The following is an 18,491-nucleotide window of genomic DNA, read 5'->3' on the forward strand; positions in this document are numbered from 1 at the left end:
GCGCATCCCGCCGCGCGAACGCGGGCGGGATCAATGCATTTGGTAGCGCGGCTGGAAGTCGCCGTTGTCGTTGTCAGGCTGGGTAGCGCAGAGCTGCGTCAGCGTTTGGCTGCGGAAAGGAATCACCTGGAAACGTTCGCCAGTGTTCACAATCTGGTAGAACTGCGGCAGGTTAAAATTGATAAAGCTGGAACCGTAGGTAAAACGGTCATGCGACGATGAGTAGAATCGACTCACGTCGCGTACCAGCTCTTCTTTACTGCCTTCGCAATGGTGATAAACCTCAACGCGATTGGTTTCGTCGAGGATATAGATGTTGAAACCGCGATCGTCATTAGTATCTTCAAAGAAGAACTGAATGATGCCTTCGCTGGCGTAGCCGTTCACCACCGGCGGCAACGGCGTCTGGTTCGATTCCACTTTAATCGACAAACCATGCAGCTTGTTGTTAGAAATCGCGCCATAAAATTCCACGGCGTTTTCCAGCTTCTGCACCGACACGCTCATGCGTTCGAAGAATAAGCCCCAGGTTTGGCCCGCCATGCGTAACGCTTTAAAGCGGCCCGGTTCCTGACGCGTGCTCGACAGACGCAGCTCAATGCATTCCGAAACCAGCTGCTGCACGCGAGTACGAATTAAACCGCGCAGATGCTGGCTGTAGCAGAATACTTCTACCGTATCCGGCGGCGCTGCATCCTGATGCATTTTGCCGAGAATGGTTTTTAGCGCCTCAATCATCGCCTGCTCACCATTGAAGTGCAGCGTACGCACTTCATTCCACGAGTTGCGATAGAGCAGATCGATGCTGCCAATCAGACATTGCTGCTGCTGACCGAAGCTGAACACATCCAGCTTACGGAAATCAAAATGCACCACCTGATTGCGGAATGCGGAGGTAGGATCGTGTTCCAGGTTAACGATAATCGCTAAGTGACGAATTTCGCACGGGCTGTAGAGCGCTTTCGGCGTCGGTGCTGGCACGCGCAGCGGGAAGTGGCTCGACACATCGTTAACCAGTTCCTGCAGACGCGGCAGATCGCACAGATCGTTGCCCTTCATATGCAGACGCGTTTTGCTGGTCAGCAAACCGTTAAACCACGCCCACGCCACCAGCTTGTTCAGATAGCGATTATATTCCAGCGGCTGATGGCTGATGATGGAACTCATGTCCGGCGATTGGTTATACAGATACCAACCGGCGCGATTAGCGCGGCCCGCCGGGACATGAATAAAGGTAAGATTCTCTTCCGAGAGATCGGGCGAAATCTGCGGGTTCACTAAAGTGACTTTACCCGGCAGCGCCTCGAACGCGGCATACAGTTTACGCGTCAGCACGCCGATATCCTGCGGGCTGGCGCTGACGCTTAAATTGTTGCGACGCGCAAAGCGAATCAGGTTGCGATAGCTCTGCATCATCGCATCCAGCAGCTCGTTGTGCGCTTCGCGTACCCGTTCGATTTTCCACTGCGCGCGGTTATCCAGTACCGCTAACTTCTCTTCATCCCAGCCCCACTCTTTAACCAGCTGCGATAAGATCTCGCGCCGCCAGCCGGTGCGCTGATGATGGTGATCTTCGCTCGAGAGCTTTTCACACACTTTTAAATAGAAACATCGACGCACTAAATCGAGGCGCGCCATGTCATCAACGCTAGTGAGATAGCGCGTCACGCGCTCCAGCATCATGCAGTAAGGATCGAGACCGAAGGAGACAATTTCGCCGTCGTGCAGGCGCTGCTTGATGTCCATCGACAAGAGCTGCGTGTCGGGATATTCCCAGCTGTAGGCTTCCAGCAGCAGGGTTTTCAGCACCGCTTTATACGGCGAGTCGATACTTTTATACAGCTGCCACAAGCTGGCACCGAAATACTCTTCCGCTGACAGCGTGCCAAGGCCGCCGAGATCCAGCCACTCATTCGGCGTCAGTACGCCTTGTGAATAGAGCGACATGACGTAATCGTCGTAATGGTGCTCCTCTTCGCCAGGCACCATATTCCACAGGATGCGTTTACCCGCCATACGCACGGCGGTGCGGTAGAACTCATCCAGCAGCAAAATATGTTGGGTAGAACCGCAGTCTTCACCGCCGAGGCTACCGCTTTCGTTATGGCGGAAACGGTTCTCGTCAATCAGGAAGAAGCTGACTTCCACACCCATCGACACACACCATTTCTGCAACAGCGTACACTTACGCTGCAGATTGAGGCGCTCTTCATTATCCAGCCACGATTGGTGGCATACCCAGATGTCGAGGTCGGAAATGCTGTTTTGCCCAACCGACGAGGTGCTGCCCATTGAGTAAATGCCGGTAATTGGACGTTCGCCCGCGACGGCGGCGGTGAGATCGAGCGGTTGTCCGCCCGCTAAGTTCTGCAGCAGCTGGAATTGATTTTCATCGGGCGTGTAAAGGCAGACGCCATGCGGAACGCTACCTTCGAGGTAGCCCGGCATCAGCGGATGATGGTAATGCAATAATGTTGGCAGCAGACTGTAGACTTGCTGGAAAGCAGGCCCCATGGCAGCCAGTGCGCGATCTACACGCAGCTGGTTAATCGCATCCAGTCTCTGTTTCAGTGTCTCAATGTAGAGGTACAAGACGTTTCGCCTGATTGTCCCAGTGTTAAGCACCCTGTTTCCGCATTCTGCCGCTTAATAATAAAGATATCGGGCAAATAATTGCTGGAAACGTGATCAATCTAACACCCGGAGGATTGACCGTAAAGAAAGTTGCGCTACTTAACAGTTTAGCATGTTCCGACCGTAGCCCTGCTTTTTTCAGACTTCGACATAAAACTGCGACCCGCAAGATCCAGGCGCAGTCTGACATCGCGGCCTTTTCAATCCGTTGAAACTGACAGCATTCCCCTATCAATGATAGGATATTCGATGAACGATCAAAATGGTTAACAGCATGTTAAACAAAATTTTCAGAATTGCTACCAGACAAAGTCCCCTTGCTTTGTGGCAGGCACAATATGTCCAACAGCGTCTGATGGCGGCTCATCCGGGTCTGCAAGTTGAGTTGCTGCCGATGGTCACCAAAGGTGATGTCATCCTTGATACGCCACTGGCAAAGGTTGGCGGCAAAGGGCTGTTCGTTAAAGAGCTTGAGCTGGCAATGCTGGAAGGCCGCGCCGATCTCGCCGTGCACTCAATGAAAGATGTGCCGATCGATTTTCCACAAGGCCTCGGTCTGGTGACCATTTGCGAGCGTGAAGATCCGCGCGATGCTTTCGTCTCCAATCGTTACAACAGTGTTGATGAGCTGCCACAAGGCGCGGTTGTTGGGACGTCCAGCCTGCGTCGCCAGTGCCAGCTTAGCGCCCGTCGTCCGGATTTAGTGATTCGCTCACTGCGCGGCAACGTCGGCACGCGTCTCGGCAAACTCGATGCCGGTGAATATGACGCCATCATTCTGGCGGCGGCCGGTTTGAAGCGTTTAGGTCTGGAAGATCGCATCCGTCAGGCAATGCCTGCCGAGATCTCTCTGCCCGCAGTGGGTCAGGGCGCCGTCGGCATTGAATGCCGCGCAGATGATGAACAATTGATTACGCTGCTACAGGCGTTGAATCACGACGATACCGCCGTGTGCGTGCGCGCCGAACGCGCAATGAACACGCGGCTGGAAGGCGGTTGTCAGGTGCCTATCGGCAGCTTCGCGGTGCTGGAAGACAATCAGCTGTGGCTGCGCGGATTAGTCGGCTCACCGGACGGCAGTCAAATGGTGGTCGGCGAGCGTCGCGGTCCACGCGATCACGCCGAAAGAATGGGGGTTTCGCTGGCCGAAGAGCTGTTGGATGGCGGCGCGCGCGACATTCTGCGTGAAGTGTATCAAGGTCAACCGCCAGTATGACCATCCTCGTGACCCGCCCGGAACCGGCCGCCACTGAACTGGTCTCGCGTTTGCGCAGCCTGGGCAAGCTGGCATGGGGCTTCCCGCTGATTGAATTTACGCCGGGTCGCGATCTTATCCATTTGCCAAGCCAACTTGCGGCGTTACAGCCAGGCGATCTGGTGTTTTTACTGTCGCAGCAGGTCGTTACTTTCGCCGAGCCCGCTTTACAGCAAAGCGCAACAATATGGCCTGAAGCCCTCAACTATTATGCTATTGGTCGCAGCACCGCTTTAGCCCTGCATACCGTCAGTAATCTCAAAGTAGACTATCCTCATGCGCGGGAGACCAGCGAAGAGCTGGTGCGCCTGAACCGTCTGCAGCAGGTGAGTGGCAAACGCGCGCTGATTCTGCGCGGCAGTCCGGGGCGCGAGTTGCTGGCAGAAACGCTGATTGAACGCGGCGTTGAGGTGCAATACTGCGAGTGCTATCAGCGCTGTGAAAAGCACTACAACGGCGCGACTGAAGGCCGACGCTGGCGCGATCGCGGCATTACAACGCTGGTGGTAACCAGCGGCGAAATGTTACAACAACTCTTTTCTCTGTTTCCGCCAATTGATCGTCGGGAATGGTTACTGCACTGTCGGCTTGTGGTCGTCAGTGAACGTTTGGCTACGCAAGCCGCTGAATTAGGCTGGCAGGACATTGATGTAGCCGATGGTGCCGATAACGATGCGCTGCTGCGCGCGTTACGCTGAACTTAACAATGGGATGAGCCATAATGACGGAACAAAAAGCCTCCTCCGCCATGGTTGAAGAAACCACCCCAGCGGACAATTCTCCCTCGCCAGCAACCAAACCACCTCGCGATAAAAAAGGCGATGGCAAGGTGCTGAGTGCCGTGGCGATTGTGATTGCGCTGGCGATTGGGGCGGGACTTTACCTTAATGGGAAACACCAGGCCGATTTACAGGCTCAAACTAACCAGAATCTCAGTGAGCAGCTGAGCGCCTTGCAGCAGCAACTGGGCAGCGACAAACAGCAGCTGACGCAACAGCTGGATAGCGCCAACAGCGCCTTGCAGCAGGCGCGCACGCAGCAGGATAACAGCGCAAAAGAGCTGGAAACCCTGCGCGATAAAGTCGCTACCATCTCTGGAAACGACACGCGTACCTGGCTACTGGCGCAAGCGGACTACCTCGTCAAACTGGCGGGCCGCAAACTGTGGAGCGATCAGGATGTCACCACCGCGGCAGCGTTATTGAAAAGTGCTGATTCCAGCCTGGCCGACATGAACGATCCGAGTGTGATGAACGTGCGTCGCGCCTTAACGCAGGACATCAGTTCACTCTCCGCCGTCAGCCAGGTTGATTATGACGGCACCATCCTCAAGCTTAATCAGCTGTCGAACGGCGTCGATAATCTACGCCTGGCCGACAACGACAGCGATGATTCGCCTATGGACGCTGATGGCGGTGAACTCTCAAGTTCGCTGCACGAGTGGCGTCAAAATCTGGTGAAAAGCTGGCATAACTTTATGGATGATTTCATCACCATCCGCCGCCGCGACAACACCGCACAGCCGCTGCTGGCACCGAATCAGGACGTTTACCTGCGCGAAAACATTCGTTCGCGCCTGCTGATTGCGGCTCAGGCCGTACCGCGTCATCAGGATGAGATCTACAAACAGTCTATCGATGCGGTATCAACCTGGGTTCGCGCCTGGTATGACACCAACGATGCCGCCACCAAAGCCTTCCTTGCACAGCTGGATGAATTGAGTCAGCAAAGCATTTCAATGGATGTGCCGGATACGCTGGAAAGCCAGCCGCTGCTGGAAAAACTGATGCAAACCCGCGTACGTAATTTGCTGGCTCAGCCATCGGTTGCTGCTGATCAACAAGGAGGCTAACCATGCTGAAAGTATTGGTGCTTTTCCTGCTGCTGATTGCGGGCATTGTGGTTGGACCGATGGTGGCCGGCCATCAGGGCTACGTGTTGATCCAAACCGACAACTGGAACATTGAAACCAGCGTAACCGGCCTGGCGATCATCTTGATCCTCAGCCTGCTGGTGATTTTGTTGGTGGAATGGATTCTGCGTCGCCTGTTCCGTACTGGCGCCCGCACACGCGGCTGGTTCACCGGCCGCAAGCGCCGTAGCGCGCAGCGCCACACGCAAAGCGCGCTGATGAAACTGGCGGAAGGTGACTTTAAACAGGCCGAAAAACTGCTGTCGAAAAATGCCGACCACGCCGATCAGCCAGTGGCAAACTACTTGCTGGCTGCCGAAGCGGCACAGCAACGCGGTGACGAAATCCGTGCTAATCAGCATCTGGAGCGCGCTTCTGAGTTATCGGTGAACGACACGATTCCGGTTGAAATCACACGCGTACGTCTGCAACTGGCGCGCAACGAAGATCATGCGGCACGCCATGGCGTTGATCGCCTGCTGGAAGTCGCGCCGCGCCATCCGGAAGTGTTGCGTCTGGCAGAACAAGCCTATATTCGTACCGGCGCATGGGGCGCATTGCTCGACATTCTGCCTGCGATGCAGAAAGTGCAGATCAATGATGAAGCACAGCGCGATGCCTTGCAGCAGCAAGCCTGGCTGGGCCTGATGAACCAGGCGATGGCCGATCAAGGCAGCGACGGTTTGAAGAAATGGTGGCAAAACCAGAGCCGCAAAACGCGTCAGGAAACCGCCTTGCAGGTGGCTATGGCAGAACACCTGATTGAGTGTGACGATCCGGATACCGCACAGAGCATCGTGCTGGAAGGTCTGAAACGTCAATATGACGATCGTCTGGTATTGCTGATGCCGCCGCATCAAAAGTGGCGATCCGCAATCTCTGGAGAAAGCATTGCGTCAGCAGATTAAACAGCATGGCGCCACGCCGCTGCTCCATAGCACGTTGGGTCAGCTGCTGATGCGTCATGGGGAATGGCAGCAGGCAGCAGAAGCGTTCCAGCAAGCGCTGGCGCAGCGTCCGGATGCGTTTGATTATGCCTGGCTGGCCGATGTTTACGACCGCCTGCATCGCCCGGAAGATGCTGCCAAAATGCGTCGTGAAGGCCTGCTACTCACGCTGAAGACCAATTCCAGCGCCTGATTTTACGATTGTTACTTTTGTGCACGCCGGGCTTGTCCCGGCTTTTTTTTGCCTGCAATTTATCGCTAATCAATATCCAGATCTGTTTCGATCATTACCGTGTGGGCCTGATGAAATTTTACACAGCAACATAGATTTGTTATGATCGGGTCATAAGTATATGGATGATGAAGACTACGGATTAAATACGCTGATCGACATGGATGGATATCGATTTACTTATGAGAGCGGATATTGGTGGAAAATTGAGGTTCGTAAAGAAGCACCGTCGAAGTTCAGGCCGCATGGCATAAGGTACAATCTTACCTTCCATAACAATTACAACACCCGCATCTTCGGCATAGATAACGCTCATGCCATTAAGCCGCCGAAGAGAGGTTTTTCAGGTAAATGGACGGTTTATGACCATCTGCATAAAACCTCTGTTGATTCTGGGCAGCCCTATTTCTTTGTTTCGGCCAGCCAACTGCTCGAAGACTTTCTGGAAAATGTAGACAAAATCATTGGTGAAAAAGAGGGTAAATCATGAAAGCGCTCATCGGCATTATTTCTCCAGAGAATATGCGTAATCGCATGCTGAGCATTGCGAGTGGGCAGTACAAACCTGAGGCTGATGAACCCAAAGTTTGGTTTGCGTCCGTAAACGCGATTGCGCAGGTGCTTAGCAATGAGAACATCCTACTTCTCAAGCTTATGCACGAGCGCAAACCTCAGACCGTTACAGAGCTGGCGGAGCTTTCGGGACGTCGAGTCAGTAATCTGTCTGCGACGCTGAAAACGTTGGAAGGTCACGGCTTTGTGAGCCTGAAGAAGATAGGCAAAAAAAAAATTCCTACCGCACTTTTCACTGAGTTCGATATACGCGTGACCAGTGAACTCATCGCAAAACCCAAAGCGGCTTAACTGAACCTTGCGTTCCGAAGCCGAATCTACCCTTCACCATACTGCAGACAAAAAAACACCTGCCATAAGCAGGTGTAAGATCAGGTCGTTAAGACAACTGATGGCATCCGACTCAACGTAATGTCCTTCTTACTGCAGTAAAGCGTGCGCAAATACTGCCAGGCTGGACAACGGATGCCGTAAGGGGCTCTGCATCATTCCCAGGTTTATGTAGCATCAGCAAACATAAGAGGTGGAATGAGCATCTACAGGTAGATTATTGCACAAGACGTGCCAAAGTTGCAGCACGTGCAATAAGCTAGTTAATATCAACAGGATATAGTCCCTGCCACAATCCCGGTGTTAGCCACTGTCGGTAAAACGCGACGATCATTCAATAAGCTGTCTCCGCAGAACGACAAGCTATGCAAGGAATTGTCATACCCATATAAATCAATGAGTTATATGTATCTAAATAGCGACAATGTGCGGAATTACGCTCAAAGGAAATGATGGGAAGAGTTGAGAATATGAATGGCGGATACAAACGAAAAAAGCCTGCTTTTTCAAGCAGGCTTTTCGAATATGGTCGGCGAGAGAGGATTCGAACCTCCGACCCACTGGTCCCAAACCAGTTGCGCTACCAAGCTGCGCTACTCGCCGATTTTTTACTTCTTTAACGCTACAGCGTAATTTTGCCTGGTGCGAAGGGAGGGACTTGAACCCTCACGTCCGTAAGAACACTAACACCTGAAGCTAGCGCGTCTACCAATTCCGCCACCATCGCGTGACCGAGCAAAATCTGGGGTGGCTAATGGGACTCGAACCCACGACAACTGGAATCACAATCCAGGGCTCTACCAACTGAGCTATAGCCACCATAATTCTGGTGCGTAAGCGTGTTTCGCTTACTAATTCACTGCATAACGCGGTCTAACCAACCACCGAAGCTCTTGCGCACAAACTAAATGGCGCGCCCGACAGGATTCGAACCTGAGACCTCTGCCTCCGGAGGGCAGCGCTCTATCCAGCTGAGCTACGGGCGCGTAGCGCCGTTGCGGATGGGCATACTACGGGCTTGACCTCATACTGTCCAGCCCTTTTTTAGAAAAAAAACGCGTTTGATTACGCTTTGTGCATTCCATCGATAATTACAGCAGTTTGAGGCGCTTACCCTCTCATTTTCGCTGGAAAAACCAGCAATTTCAGAGGTCGCCCCGCCAATGGTAGCGTAAGTATTTCAGCAGCTTAAATTGGCGACGCAGACGCGAAGGCTGACGAATAAGGCGATAAAGCCATTCCAGTCCGGACTTTTGCCACCAAACGGGCGCGCGCTTAACGTGCCCGGTAAACACATCGTAAGTGCCACCAACGCCCATATAGAGCGCATGCGGCCAATGGGCGCGGCAATCACGCATCAACAGCTCCTGGCGCGGCGAACCTTGCGCCACCGTGACAATCTGCGCACCACTCGCGGCGATGCGGGCAAACAGCGCGTCGCGCGCTTCAGGCGCAAAGTAACCATCCTGACTGCCAACGATATTCACATTCCACTGTCGGCGCAGCTTGTCGCAGGTTTCCTGCAGCACCGCCTGACGTCCACCAATCAGAAACACCGGAATGCCGCTACGCCCTGCACTCTCCATCAACGCTTCCCATAAATCCGCGCCTGCAATGCGGTTCACCTGCAGCTGAGGATACTTCTTACGCAGCGAACGGACGATGCTGATGCCATCCGGATATTTGAACTCAGCCTCAGCGATCAGTGCGCGTAGCTGCGCATCTTCTTCCAGCGTGAGCATTTTCTCGGCATTCATCGCCACCAGCGTGCCGCAACGCGGTTTACCCTCGGGCAGCAGAAAGCGCAGAAAGCTCGCCATATCGTTGAAGGCGTGAAGATCGACTCCGCGCAGGCTATAGCGCGGCTTATCGGTTTCCATGGTATGAATTTCCCGTTGTGCCCAAAGGTTAAGAAGGGCTGTGTAAAACCGGCTTGCTGCGCGGGCGAATCAACCCCGCGCGCGCCAACAGCCAGTAAAGCAATTTAGCCGCCCACATACAGGCCGCAAAAATCAGACAAAAGAACACCACGCGCGAGCCGAAAGCATCCAGCCCTTCACGCGCCAGCACGATCATATTAAACACCGCGCCGAAGCAGAAACTCTGCAAAATCGCCCCGCTGTAACGATTGCTGGTATCGCGGCCATAAAGATAAAGGTTATCGAAGCCTTTCATCAGCAGGCCGACAGCCACCGCACCGATTGGGATAAACCACACGCCGCCCATCACCACCAGCGAACCCAACAGCGTGGGCGAGATCGCCAAGCCGGAATGGTTATTCAGCACTTCCCAGGTAAAGTAGTTAGCGCTGTTAAGAATGGCTGTTGGACGTCCCGGCCACATCCAGCTGGGAATGAACACGTAGAAATCGCGCCAAATCGGTGCCAGCCCCTGAAAATCGATCTTGTCGTAGTTTTGCAGTAACAGCGCCAGATTTTCCCACGGCGAGAAGGTGTCGCGCGTCAGATAAAGGAAGGTATAAAACGCTTCATCGCCCACCACGTCGAGGTTATAGCGACGCAACGCCAGCCAGAACATACCGCCAATCGCCATCACACCGGCGCCAACCAGCATCCACAGCGTGATCCAGCCGCGCGTAATGCCAATAAACAAGAACAGCGCGAACGCGATAATGATATTGGCGCGCGTGCCGCCCACCAGCGCGTAGGTCAGCAAGCCAAATGCCACCGACACCAGCAAAAACCACAGCCACTGACGCTGGGTTGGCTTGAGGAAGTAGCGAATCAGCATCGCCGGAATAAAGAAGTAGAAGAAGCGTTTAAGCGCCACGCCGGACACTTCGCTGGAGAAGATCTGGTTGTAAGCCGAAAGCCGGAACAGCAGCAGGCCGTTGTGCATAAAGAACACCGTCACGGTGCCAATTGCCACCAGCGCCAGCAGCAGACAGGTCAGATGGGTTTCAACCCGGTTCATCTGCAGCCAGGGTTTGCGCGCAGGCGCATTGGCCGGCCGCAGCCGCACCTTGTAGCTAACGTAATAGATGGCATAAAAGCTGGTAGCGGCCAGCAGCGCCTGCAGCAGATATTCCGGCGGCACCACCGCCACGTTAAAGCGGAATACCAGCACGCTGGTCAGCGGGAAGCCGAAATAGAAGGTCAACAAAAACAGAATGGTGAAGAACAGGTGGAAGTTGAAGCGCACCCGTTTAAATTCCCGCCAGGTTAGGGTCAGAATGAAACCCAGCGAACACAGATAAACCACCAGCAGACCACTAAACTGCATCAGGCTCATGTTCTCTCCCTTTCACTCAGGGTTAGCGCGTCGCGCCAGCCTGCCAGATAGCCGGGGGCAAAAAAGGCAATCGAAGAGTGATCGCATTGCGCTAATTGCCGTTGCGCTTCGGCCACGCTGGCGCTATCCAGCGCATCTTCGCTAAACAGCACCGGCAAACCTTGCTCGCTAAGATCGCGCCAGAACGGATTTTTGCGGTTCAGCACAAACGGAATATTGGCCTGAATCAGCAAGCAAAGCGTACCAATGCCTTGCTGGCGCTCGAACATAAAATAGCCGAGCTGGCAGCGGCTAAGCAATGTCAGATAGGCATCAAAGTCGATCTTGTCGCGCAGCAGCGTCACTTGCCCCGCCGGGAACAGGCGCTGTGCGGCGGCGGCAATCTCATCGATATAAGCGTGATTATTCTGCGGATAACCGAGCGGCACGACGATTTTCACCTGTTCACCAAACTGGGCTCGAATCGCCTCTAAACCGGCAATGTGACGATTACTGCGATCGCCGGAGTTACCGAGCAGAATAGTGAAATCGGGGCTTTCCATTGGCGCAGGCAGCGCCACATCCGGCATGCGCGTCGGGAAATAGAGCAGCGAGGCGGGAACGCGCGGATGACGCTGCTGGAAATGGTGCAAATCACCGCGCGTCGCAAACACGCGCGCCACGCGTCCTTGCGCCATTCTGCGCAGCAGATAAAACAGCTGATACTTAAGACCGCGCCCTTCTTCGTAGAGATCCGCGCCCCATACATGCCAGAACGCCTGCTGACGACGCAGTTTGCCGCTCAGCAAGGCCAACCAAATGCTGGGATTAAACTGGCCGTGAAAGAAGAAGCGCTGCGAGCGATCGGCAGCACGCGTCACCACCGCTTGCGCCAGCGCATGCTTGCTGGCAAAGGTTTCAATCTGCAATGAAGCATACGCTTGCAGCGTTTCGGGCGCGCTGGATACCACCATAAACTGACGCGGGGCAGCGCCTGGCAGCTCGGCGCTCATTACGTCATTAAAGAAGCGCAGCACCGTATGATTGTGATGCGGGATATCCGATCCCAATACGTGAAAAGTCGTCATTTTTTCCGGCAATAAATCATGAAGGCGCCACAACACAGGGCGAAATAGAGAACGTAGGTTGCCATGTAAGCCTGCGCGGCTCCAGCGGTACCGTGCAGCGGAATCAGCCAATGGGAAAAACCGGTCAGCAGCGCAAACTGGCTGATTTCCGTCAGAATATAGAAGCGCAGTGACGCTTTGGCGATCACCAGATATCCGAAAACATAGGCGCCGACTTTAAACACATCACCGCACAACTGCCAGACAAAAAGGTCACGCATCGCGCTGAACTGCGGCGAAAACAGCAGCCATATAGCGACATCGCGCAGCAGCCATACGCAGAAACTGGCCGCTGCGACGGCAGGTAACACAAAGCGCAGCGCACGCCCAATCTCACGGGCGATTTGCGGTTTCTGCTCCAGCCGCGCCAGCGTGGGCAGCAGCCAGACGCTAAAGGTGGCGGTGATAAACTGCAGGTAGGCATCGGAAATACTGGTCACGCCCTGCCATAAACCAACCTGCGCCCAGCCTTGCTGCTCGGCCAGCAGATTTCGCATCATCACCCACGCCACCGGCAAGGTGAATGAGGTGATCAGCGCCATCAGCGTAAACTTCGCCAGATTGCGCGCCAGGTCAGGATGCCAGCCTGGCATCAGCCAGCTCAGCGGCAGCCGATCGCGATGGCGACGTAGCATCAGCAACGCCGGAAACACCAGCAGCGCCGGCACCAGCGCCAACCCCACTAACGCACCAGCATAGCCGCCCAGCCACCAGCACAGCACATAACCCAGCACGCCGACGATACTTCCGGCAATCAGCGCCAGCGCATTGCCGCGCGCATCGCGGAAGCCCTTCAGCAACGCCAGCGTCAGATTGGCCCAGGCAATACCGAGCTGCAGAAAGGCGACAATGCGCACCACGTTGGCATATTCAGCATGACCAAACAGCGCCGTGCTGATGGGCGTTGCCGCCAGCAAAAACACCAGCGCCAGCAGCGTTGAAAAACCGAGCACAATCGCCGAAGCCGTGCCGGTCACCGCGCGCAGTTGTTGTGGCTGTTGCTGATGTTGCGCGACTAACGTAGTGACGCCGTTGAAGATGCCCGCGCCCGCCAATACGCCGAGTACAGTAATCAACTGGCGGAAGTTACCGGCTTGCCCGATCCCTTCGGGTCCGAAGCTTATCGCTAACAGTTTCACCACCAGCAGGCCAGCAACGATTTTTACCAGCGTGGAAGAAGCGGTCCAGACTGATGCTTTTGCTAATGACATCAGGCAAAGAAACTCAGCAGCGAACTGATCACCGTACGCTGGTTGTTATCCGATAAGTTGTAGAACAGTGGCAGGCGCAGCAGGCGCTCGCTTTCACGCGTGGTAAAGGCATCATCACCGTGGAAGCGGCCAAAACGTTCACCCGCTGGCGACGAGTGCAGCGGGATGTAATGGAACACCGTGAGGATTTCCGCCTCTTTCATCCAGTTGATCAGCGCCTGACGATCGTCGCTGTCGCGCAGCTTGATGTAGAACATATGTGCATTGTGGCGGCAATTTTTTGGCACCACCGGCAGCTCAATACGGCCGGCAGCAGCCAGCGGCTGCAGCGCATCGTAGTAGCGTTGCCACAAACGCAAACGCTGCTGATTAATTTGCTCCGCCGCTTCCAGCTGCGCCCACAAATAGGCCGCCTGCAAATCCGCCATCAAATAGCTGGAGCCAATATCGCGCCAGGTATATTTATCTACCTGACCACGGAAAAACTGGCTGCGGTTGGTGCCTTTTTCACGAATGATCTCGGCACGATCCACCAGCTTCGCGTCATTGATCAGCGTTGCGCCGCCTTCACCGCCGGCGGTGTAATTTTTAGTTTCGTGAAAGCTAAAGCAGCCAATGTGACCAATGGTGCCGAGCGCGCGTCCTTTGTACTGCGACATCACGCCTTGCGCGGCATCCTCGATAACATAGAGTTTATGCTTCGCCGCCAGCGCCATGATGCTGTCCATCTCGCAGGCCACGCCCGCGTAATGCACTGGCACGATGGCGCGGGTTTTCGGCGTGATCGCCGCTTCAATCAGCGTTTCATCGATATTTAGCGTATCGGGGCGCACATCGACAAACACAATGGTCGCGCCGCGCAGCACAAAGGCGTTGGCGGTGGAGACGAAGGTGTAACTCGGCATGATCACTTCATCGCCAGGCTGCAGGTCAATCAGCAGCGCCGCCATCTCCAGCGACGCGGTGCAGGATGGCGTCAGCAGCACTTTTTTGCTGCCGAAATGCTGTTCCATCCACTGCTGGCAGCGGCGAGTAAAGCCGCCATCGCCGCACAGCTTGCCGCTGGCCATCGCCGACTGCATATATTCAACTTCGCTGCCGACAATCGGCGGCGCATTAAATGGGATCATGAGACTTTCCTGTAGAACCAGTAAGCGGTGCTTTCCAGCCGCGCACCGCTGCGTAAATAGAGGCGCATCGCCGTGAGATTACTGAGCTGGGTCGCCACGCGCAGATGCGTTAGCTGACGCACGCGGCCCCAGTCGGCGGCAGCAAGCAGTAAGCGCAGGCCGACGCCGCAACCTTGTGCGGCGGGCAATACCGCCAGCAGACCGATGCGCATGTCGCCGTCCACTTCGCGCATCGAGACGAAACCTTGCAGCGCGCCCTGCTCATCGCAGGCCACCAGACATTGATTATCAAAGGTGCCGCGCACCGCATTTTCAATCCACTGCGCGTAGAAACGTCCGCTGTCTGCTGCAGCAAACCACGGCGCGCGGAAGCGACTTTGGCTAAACGCCTGCGCAGCCGCTTCACGCAGTGCCGGGATTTGTGCTTCCCGCGCAATGCGCACGCCAACTTGCCGCTCGGTATGTTTGATGCTGAGGGAAAGGTCAGCTTCGCCTTCCACTAACTGAAAACCATGCTGGCTCAGCGCATCGATGGCATCAACGCGTTCAGCGGGCACCTTCACTTGCCACAGCGCATACGGCTGCTGAAGGGCCTCGGCCAGCACCAAATCGCCATCCAGCGATAAGCGCGCGCTGTTCTGACCGAAAAAGCCATTTTCCCACGTAAGGGGATCAATATTGACGCGGACGGGCATTGTGAACATCCAGCAGATACTGGCCGTAGCCGGTTTTGGTTAGCGCCTGAGCCGCGGCTAAAAGCTGGGCATCGCTCAGCCAGCCGTTACGCCATGCAATCTCTTCCAGGCAGGCAATTTTAAAGCCCTGCCGTTTTTCCACCGTCTGCACAAACATACTCGCCTCAATCAGGCTGTCGTGCGTGCCGGTATCCAGCCAGGCAAATCCGCGCCCCAGCAACTCCACCGCCAGCTCGCCCTGATCGAGATACATTTGGTTGATGGCGGTGATTTCCAGCTCACCGCGCTCGGAAGGTTTCACCTGTTTGGCGAACTCCACCACGCGGTTGTCGTAAAAATAGAGTCCGGTGACCGCCCAGCGCGATTTCGGCTGCTGCGGTTTTTCCTCAATGGAGAGCGCGTTAAAGTCGTCATCAAACTCCACCACGCCAAAACGCTCCGGATCCATCACCTGATAAGCAAAGACGGTCGCGCCGCTGCTGCGCGCGGCCACTTTCTTCAGCTTGGGGCTGAAACCCTGGCCGAAATAGAGATTGTCGCCCAGCACCAGACAACAGTGATCGTCACCAATAAAACTTTCGCCAATGATAAATGCCTGCGCCAGCCCATCAGGACGGGGTTGTTCTGCATAGGTTAGCTGAATCCCAAATTCACTGCCGTCGCCCAGTAAACGTTCAAAATGGGCGCGATCTTCTGGCGTGGTGATGATCAAAATTTCGCGAATCCCTGCCAGCATCAGTACCGACAGCGGATAGTAAATCATGGGTTTGTCATATACCGGCAACAGCTGTTTCGAGATGGCGCGGGTAATCGGATGCAAACGCGTGCCCGAACCTCCGGCTAAAATAATGCCTTTCATCGCTGCTCCTTCTGAAGTGCGTTTAACGCGGCGTGGCTAATCCCAGACGCTCACCGCGATAGCTGCCGTTAAGAATTGCCTGCCACCATTGCGGGTTTGCCAGATACCAGTGCACGGTTTTACGAATGCCGCTCTCAAAGGTTTCCTGCGGCGTCCAACCCAGCTCACGCTCAATTTTACTGGCGTCGATGGCGTAGCGCTGGTCGTGGCCGGGACGATCGCTAACAAAGGTAATCAGGTCACGGTAGCGGCTCAGGTGCGGTGCACGCTGTTGCGGCGCCAACTCATCCAGCAGATCGCACAGCGTTTCCACCACTTCAAGATTACGTCGCTCGTTATGACCACCAATATTGTAGGTTTCCCCCACTTTACCGCTGCTCACTACGCTATACAGCGCCCGCGCGTGATCCTCTACATATAGCCAGTCGCGTATCTGGCTGCCGTTGCCATACACTGGCAGCGGTTTGCCCGCCAGCGCATTAATGATGGTGAGTGGGATCAGCTTCTCCGGGAAATGATACGGTCCGTAATTGTTGGAGCAGTTAGTGATGATGACCGGCAAACCGTAGGTGCGCAGCCAGGCGCGCACCAGATGATCGCTGCTGGCTTTGGTCGCCGAATAGGGGCTGCTCGGCGCATACGGCGTGGTTTCGGTAAAGAAGTCGTCGCTACCGTGCAGGTCACCAAACACTTCATCAGTGGAGATATGGTGCAGAATGAAGCCTTTTTTACGTTCATCTGCCATGCCATTCCAGTAATGACGCGCCGCTTCCAGCAGCTGATAGGTGCCGACAATATTGGTTTCGACGAAGGCGATAGGTCCATCGATCGAGCGGTCAACATGACTTTCTGCCGCCAGATGCATAATGCAATCCGGTTGATAGTGCGCCATGACGCGATCCAGCTCAGCGCGATGGCAAATATCCACCTGTTCGAAGGCGAAACGTGCATTCTGTTGCACCGGCGCCAGCGACGCCAGATTGCCGGCATAGCTCAGCTTATCGACCACCACCACGCGGTGTTCGGTGTTTTCAAGCAGAAAACGTACCAGCGCAGAACCGATAAATCCTGCCCCGCCGGTCACCAAAAACTGTTTCATCGCCACACGCCTTTGGTATCAACAATCCACGGCTGGGCAAGCTGGGCCGCATCAATCGCGCGGAACTGTGCGTGATCAACCAGCATCACCAGAATATCCGCCTGCTGCAGCGCTACATCCGTAGCAACCAGCGTGGCTTCGTGCGCCAGACGTTGCGGAATGTCTTCCACATGCGGTTCAACCACCCAGGTTACGCCGCTGTGCCACTCGGCAATACGATGGGCGACGCTCATCGCCGGACTTTCGCGCAGATCGTCAATATTCGGTTTGAAGGCCAGACCAAAGCAGGCAATGGTGACATCGCTGGCGCGTTTGCCGCTGGCGGTAAGGCACTCTGCTAACGCCTGCTTTACCTGATCCAGCACCCAGCCCGGTTTGGCATCATTCACTTCACGTGCGGTGCGAATCAGTCGCGCCTGTTCTGGATTCTGCGCCACGATAAACCACGGATCGACGGCGATACAGTGCCCGCCGACGCCCGGTCCGGGTTGCAGGATGTTGACGCGCGGATGGCGATTCGCGAGCGCAATCAGTTCCCACACGTTGATGCCCTGCTCGGCGCAAATCAGCGAAAGCTCATTGGCAAAGGCGATATTCACATCGCGGAAGCTGTTTTCTGTCAATTTGCACATCTCGGCGGTACGCGCATTGGTTTCCACACACGCGCCGCGCAGGAAAATGCGGTACAGCTCGCTGGCGCGTGCGCAACAGGCTGGCGTCATGCCACCAATGACGCGATCGTTTTCCAGCAGTTCAACCATCACTTTGCCGGGTAACACGCGCTCCGGGCAGTAAGCGATAAACACATCGCACGCATCACCGTGCTGCGGGAAACGCAAATCGGGACGCGCCGCCGCCAGCCATTCCGCCATTTGCTCGGTGGCGCCCACCGGCGACGTCGATTCGAGGATCACCAGATCGCCCGCTTTTAACACGGGTGCAATCGACAGCGCCGCGGCCTGCACATAGCTGAGATCCGGCTGATGGTCGCCGATAAACGGCGTGGGCACGGCGATCAGGAATGCATCGGCGGCTTCGGCCTGTGTAGTCGCACGTAGATGACCGGCACGCACCGCTTCGCGCACCACATCACCCAACTCGGGTTCCACGATATGGATATCGCCACGATTGATGGTTTCAACGGCGCGGACATTAATATCCACCCCAACGACTTTCTTTCCCTTTGAGGCAAAAACGGCTGCCGTTGGCAGCCCAATGTAGCCCAGTCCGATAACGGAAATGGTTTCAAAACGCAT

At 55.3% G+C, this 18,491-nt stretch carries 15 protein-coding genes, 4 tRNA genes and 1 pseudogene; 6 read left to right on the plus strand and 14 right to left on the minus strand.

Annotated elements, in window-relative coordinates; all coding sequences use genetic code 11:
- Positions 1 to 30: 30 nt before the first annotated feature.
- On the minus strand, positions 31 to 2,592 hold the full coding sequence (locus tag Q3H59_RS19325) for a class I adenylate cyclase (RefSeq protein WP_101763758.1): 2,562 nt from the start codon (positions 2,590 to 2,592) through the stop codon (positions 31 to 33).
- 316 nt (positions 2,593 to 2,908) lie between these two features.
- On the opposite strand from Q3H59_RS19325, the gene hemC reads away from it, so the two are divergent.
- From hemC to Q3H59_RS19355, 6 genes and pseudogenes are all read left to right on the plus strand, one after another.
- Entirely contained in the window at positions 2,909 to 3,850 is a 942-nt protein-coding gene (hemC, locus tag Q3H59_RS19330) for a hydroxymethylbilane synthase (RefSeq protein WP_309836406.1), read from the plus strand.
- Complete coding sequence (gene hemD, locus Q3H59_RS19335) at positions 3,847 to 4,587, plus strand: uroporphyrinogen-III synthase (protein WP_309836408.1); 741 nt, start codon at positions 3,847 to 3,849, stop codon at positions 4,585 to 4,587. Before hemC ends, hemD begins: the two co-directional genes overlap by 4 nt.
- A 23-nt stretch (positions 4,588 to 4,610) precedes the next feature.
- The gene (hemX, locus tag Q3H59_RS19340) at positions 4,611 to 5,741 is read left to right on the plus strand and encodes a uroporphyrinogen-III C-methyltransferase (protein WP_101763760.1); all 1,131 of its coding nucleotides are present in this window, start codon (positions 4,611 to 4,613) and stop codon (positions 5,739 to 5,741) included.
- Positions 5,742 to 5,743: 2 nt separating this feature from the next.
- Positions 5,744 to 6,941: pseudogene (gene hemY / locus Q3H59_RS19345) on the plus strand (protoheme IX biogenesis protein HemY).
- 160 nt (positions 6,942 to 7,101) lie between these two features.
- A complete protein-coding gene (locus Q3H59_RS19350; protein WP_101763762.1) occupies positions 7,102 to 7,470 on the plus strand; it encodes a DUF6516 family protein in 369 nt (122 codons plus the stop codon).
- Positions 7,467 to 7,844, plus strand: coding sequence for a MarR family transcriptional regulator (locus tag Q3H59_RS19355; RefSeq protein WP_309836413.1), 378 nt, complete (start codon positions 7,467 to 7,469; stop codon positions 7,842 to 7,844). Before Q3H59_RS19350 ends, Q3H59_RS19355 begins: the two co-directional genes overlap by 4 nt.
- Before the next feature lie 565 nt (positions 7,845 to 8,409).
- Here Q3H59_RS19355 and Q3H59_RS19360 read toward each other — a convergent pair.
- The 13 genes from Q3H59_RS19360 to wecC form a co-directional block, all read right to left on the minus strand.
- Positions 8,410 to 8,486 (minus strand) — tRNA-Pro (locus tag Q3H59_RS19360).
- Between the two features lie 37 nt (positions 8,487 to 8,523).
- Positions 8,524 to 8,610, minus strand: a tRNA-Leu gene (locus tag Q3H59_RS19365).
- 16 nt (positions 8,611 to 8,626) lie between these two features.
- A tRNA-His gene (locus Q3H59_RS19370) sits at positions 8,627 to 8,702 on the minus strand.
- Between the two features lie 90 nt (positions 8,703 to 8,792).
- A tRNA-Arg gene (locus Q3H59_RS19375) sits at positions 8,793 to 8,869 on the minus strand.
- A gap of 159 nt (positions 8,870 to 9,028) precedes the next feature.
- Positions 9,029 to 9,763 carry a lipopolysaccharide N-acetylmannosaminouronosyltransferase gene (wecG, locus tag Q3H59_RS19380; protein ID WP_309836415.1) on the minus strand — a complete coding sequence of 245 codons (735 nt, stop codon included), beginning with the start codon at positions 9,761 to 9,763 and terminating at the stop codon, positions 9,029 to 9,031.
- Between the two features lie 28 nt (positions 9,764 to 9,791).
- Positions 9,792 to 11,135, minus strand: coding sequence for an ECA oligosaccharide polymerase (wzyE, locus tag Q3H59_RS19385; RefSeq protein ID WP_309836417.1), 1,344 nt, complete (start codon positions 11,133 to 11,135; stop codon positions 9,792 to 9,794).
- Positions 11,132 to 12,202: a TDP-N-acetylfucosamine:lipid II N-acetylfucosaminyltransferase gene (locus Q3H59_RS19390; protein ID WP_210081006.1), complete on the minus strand. Its 1,071-nt coding sequence runs from the start codon at positions 12,200 to 12,202 to the stop codon at positions 11,132 to 11,134. The genes wzyE and Q3H59_RS19390 overlap by 4 nt, the downstream gene beginning before the upstream one ends.
- Positions 12,199 to 13,452, minus strand: a complete 1,254-nt coding sequence (wzxE, locus tag Q3H59_RS19395; protein WP_101763767.1) for a lipid III flippase WzxE — start codon at positions 13,450 to 13,452, stop codon at positions 12,199 to 12,201. Before wzxE ends, Q3H59_RS19390 begins: the two co-directional genes overlap by 4 nt.
- Positions 13,452 to 14,582, minus strand: a complete 1,131-nt coding sequence (rffA, locus tag Q3H59_RS19400) for a dTDP-4-amino-4,6-dideoxygalactose transaminase (RefSeq protein ID WP_008105756.1) — start codon at positions 14,580 to 14,582, stop codon at positions 13,452 to 13,454. Before rffA ends, wzxE begins: the two co-directional genes overlap by 1 nt.
- A complete protein-coding gene (rffC, locus tag Q3H59_RS19405; protein WP_309836421.1) occupies positions 14,579 to 15,277 on the minus strand; it encodes a dTDP-4-amino-4,6-dideoxy-D-galactose acyltransferase in 699 nt (232 codons plus the stop codon). The genes rffA and rffC overlap by 4 nt, the downstream gene beginning before the upstream one ends.
- Positions 15,255 to 16,136 carry a glucose-1-phosphate thymidylyltransferase RfbA gene (rfbA, locus tag Q3H59_RS19410; RefSeq protein WP_101763770.1) on the minus strand — a complete coding sequence of 294 codons (882 nt, stop codon included), beginning with the start codon at positions 16,134 to 16,136 and terminating at the stop codon, positions 15,255 to 15,257. The genes rffC and rfbA overlap by 23 nt, the downstream gene beginning before the upstream one ends.
- A 22-nt stretch (positions 16,137 to 16,158) precedes the next feature.
- Entirely contained in the window at positions 16,159 to 17,235 is a 1,077-nt protein-coding gene (rfbB, locus tag Q3H59_RS19415; protein WP_309836424.1) for a dTDP-glucose 4,6-dehydratase, read from the minus strand.
- On the minus strand, positions 17,232 to 18,491 hold the full coding sequence (gene wecC / locus Q3H59_RS19420; RefSeq protein ID WP_309836426.1) for a UDP-N-acetyl-D-mannosamine dehydrogenase: 1,260 nt from the start codon (positions 18,489 to 18,491) through the stop codon (positions 17,232 to 17,234). Before wecC ends, rfbB begins: the two co-directional genes overlap by 4 nt.

The organism is Pantoea sp. SORGH_AS_0659 (assembly GCF_031453915.1).
Classification (GTDB): domain Bacteria; phylum Pseudomonadota; class Gammaproteobacteria; order Enterobacterales; family Enterobacteriaceae; genus Pantoea; species Pantoea leporis.

Bases quoted from the DNA above. Each gene is read 5' to 3' on its own strand.
- hemC (WP_309836406.1), top strand. From the start codon at position 2,909: ATGTTAAACAAAATTTTCAGAATTGCTACCAGACAAAGTCCCCTTGCT.
- hemD (WP_309836408.1), top strand. From the start codon at position 3,847: ATGACCATCCTCGTGACCCGCCCGGAACCGGCCGCCACTGAACTGGTC.
- hemX (WP_101763760.1), top strand. From the start codon at position 4,611: ATGACGGAACAAAAAGCCTCCTCCGCCATGGTTGAAGAAACCACCCCA.
- Q3H59_RS19350 (WP_101763762.1), top strand. From the start codon at position 7,102: ATGGATGATGAAGACTACGGATTAAATACGCTGATCGACATGGATGGA.
- Q3H59_RS19355 (WP_309836413.1), top strand. From the start codon at position 7,467: ATGAAAGCGCTCATCGGCATTATTTCTCCAGAGAATATGCGTAATCGC.
- wecG (WP_309836415.1), bottom strand. From the start codon at position 9,763: ATGGAAACCGATAAGCCGCGCTATAGCCTGCGCGGAGTCGATCTTCAC.
- wzyE (WP_309836417.1), bottom strand. From the start codon at position 11,135: ATGAGCCTGATGCAGTTTAGTGGTCTGCTGGTGGTTTATCTGTGTTCG.
- Q3H59_RS19390 (WP_210081006.1), bottom strand. From the start codon at position 12,202: ATGACGACTTTTCACGTATTGGGATCGGATATCCCGCATCACAATCAT.
- wzxE (WP_101763767.1), bottom strand. From the start codon at position 13,452: ATGTCATTAGCAAAAGCATCAGTCTGGACCGCTTCTTCCACGCTGGTA.
- rffA (WP_008105756.1), bottom strand. From the start codon at position 14,582: ATGATCCCATTTAATGCGCCGCCGATTGTCGGCAGCGAAGTTGAATAT.
- rffC (WP_309836421.1), bottom strand. From the start codon at position 15,277: ATGCCCGTCCGCGTCAATATTGATCCCCTTACGTGGGAAAATGGCTTT.
- rfbA (WP_101763770.1), bottom strand. From the start codon at position 16,136: ATGAAAGGCATTATTTTAGCCGGAGGTTCGGGCACGCGTTTGCATCCG.
- rfbB (WP_309836424.1), bottom strand. From the start codon at position 17,235: ATGAAACAGTTTTTGGTGACCGGCGGGGCAGGATTTATCGGTTCTGCG.
- wecC (WP_309836426.1), bottom strand. From the start codon at position 18,491: ATGCGTTTTGAAACCATTTCCGTTATCGGACTGGGCTACATTGGGCTG.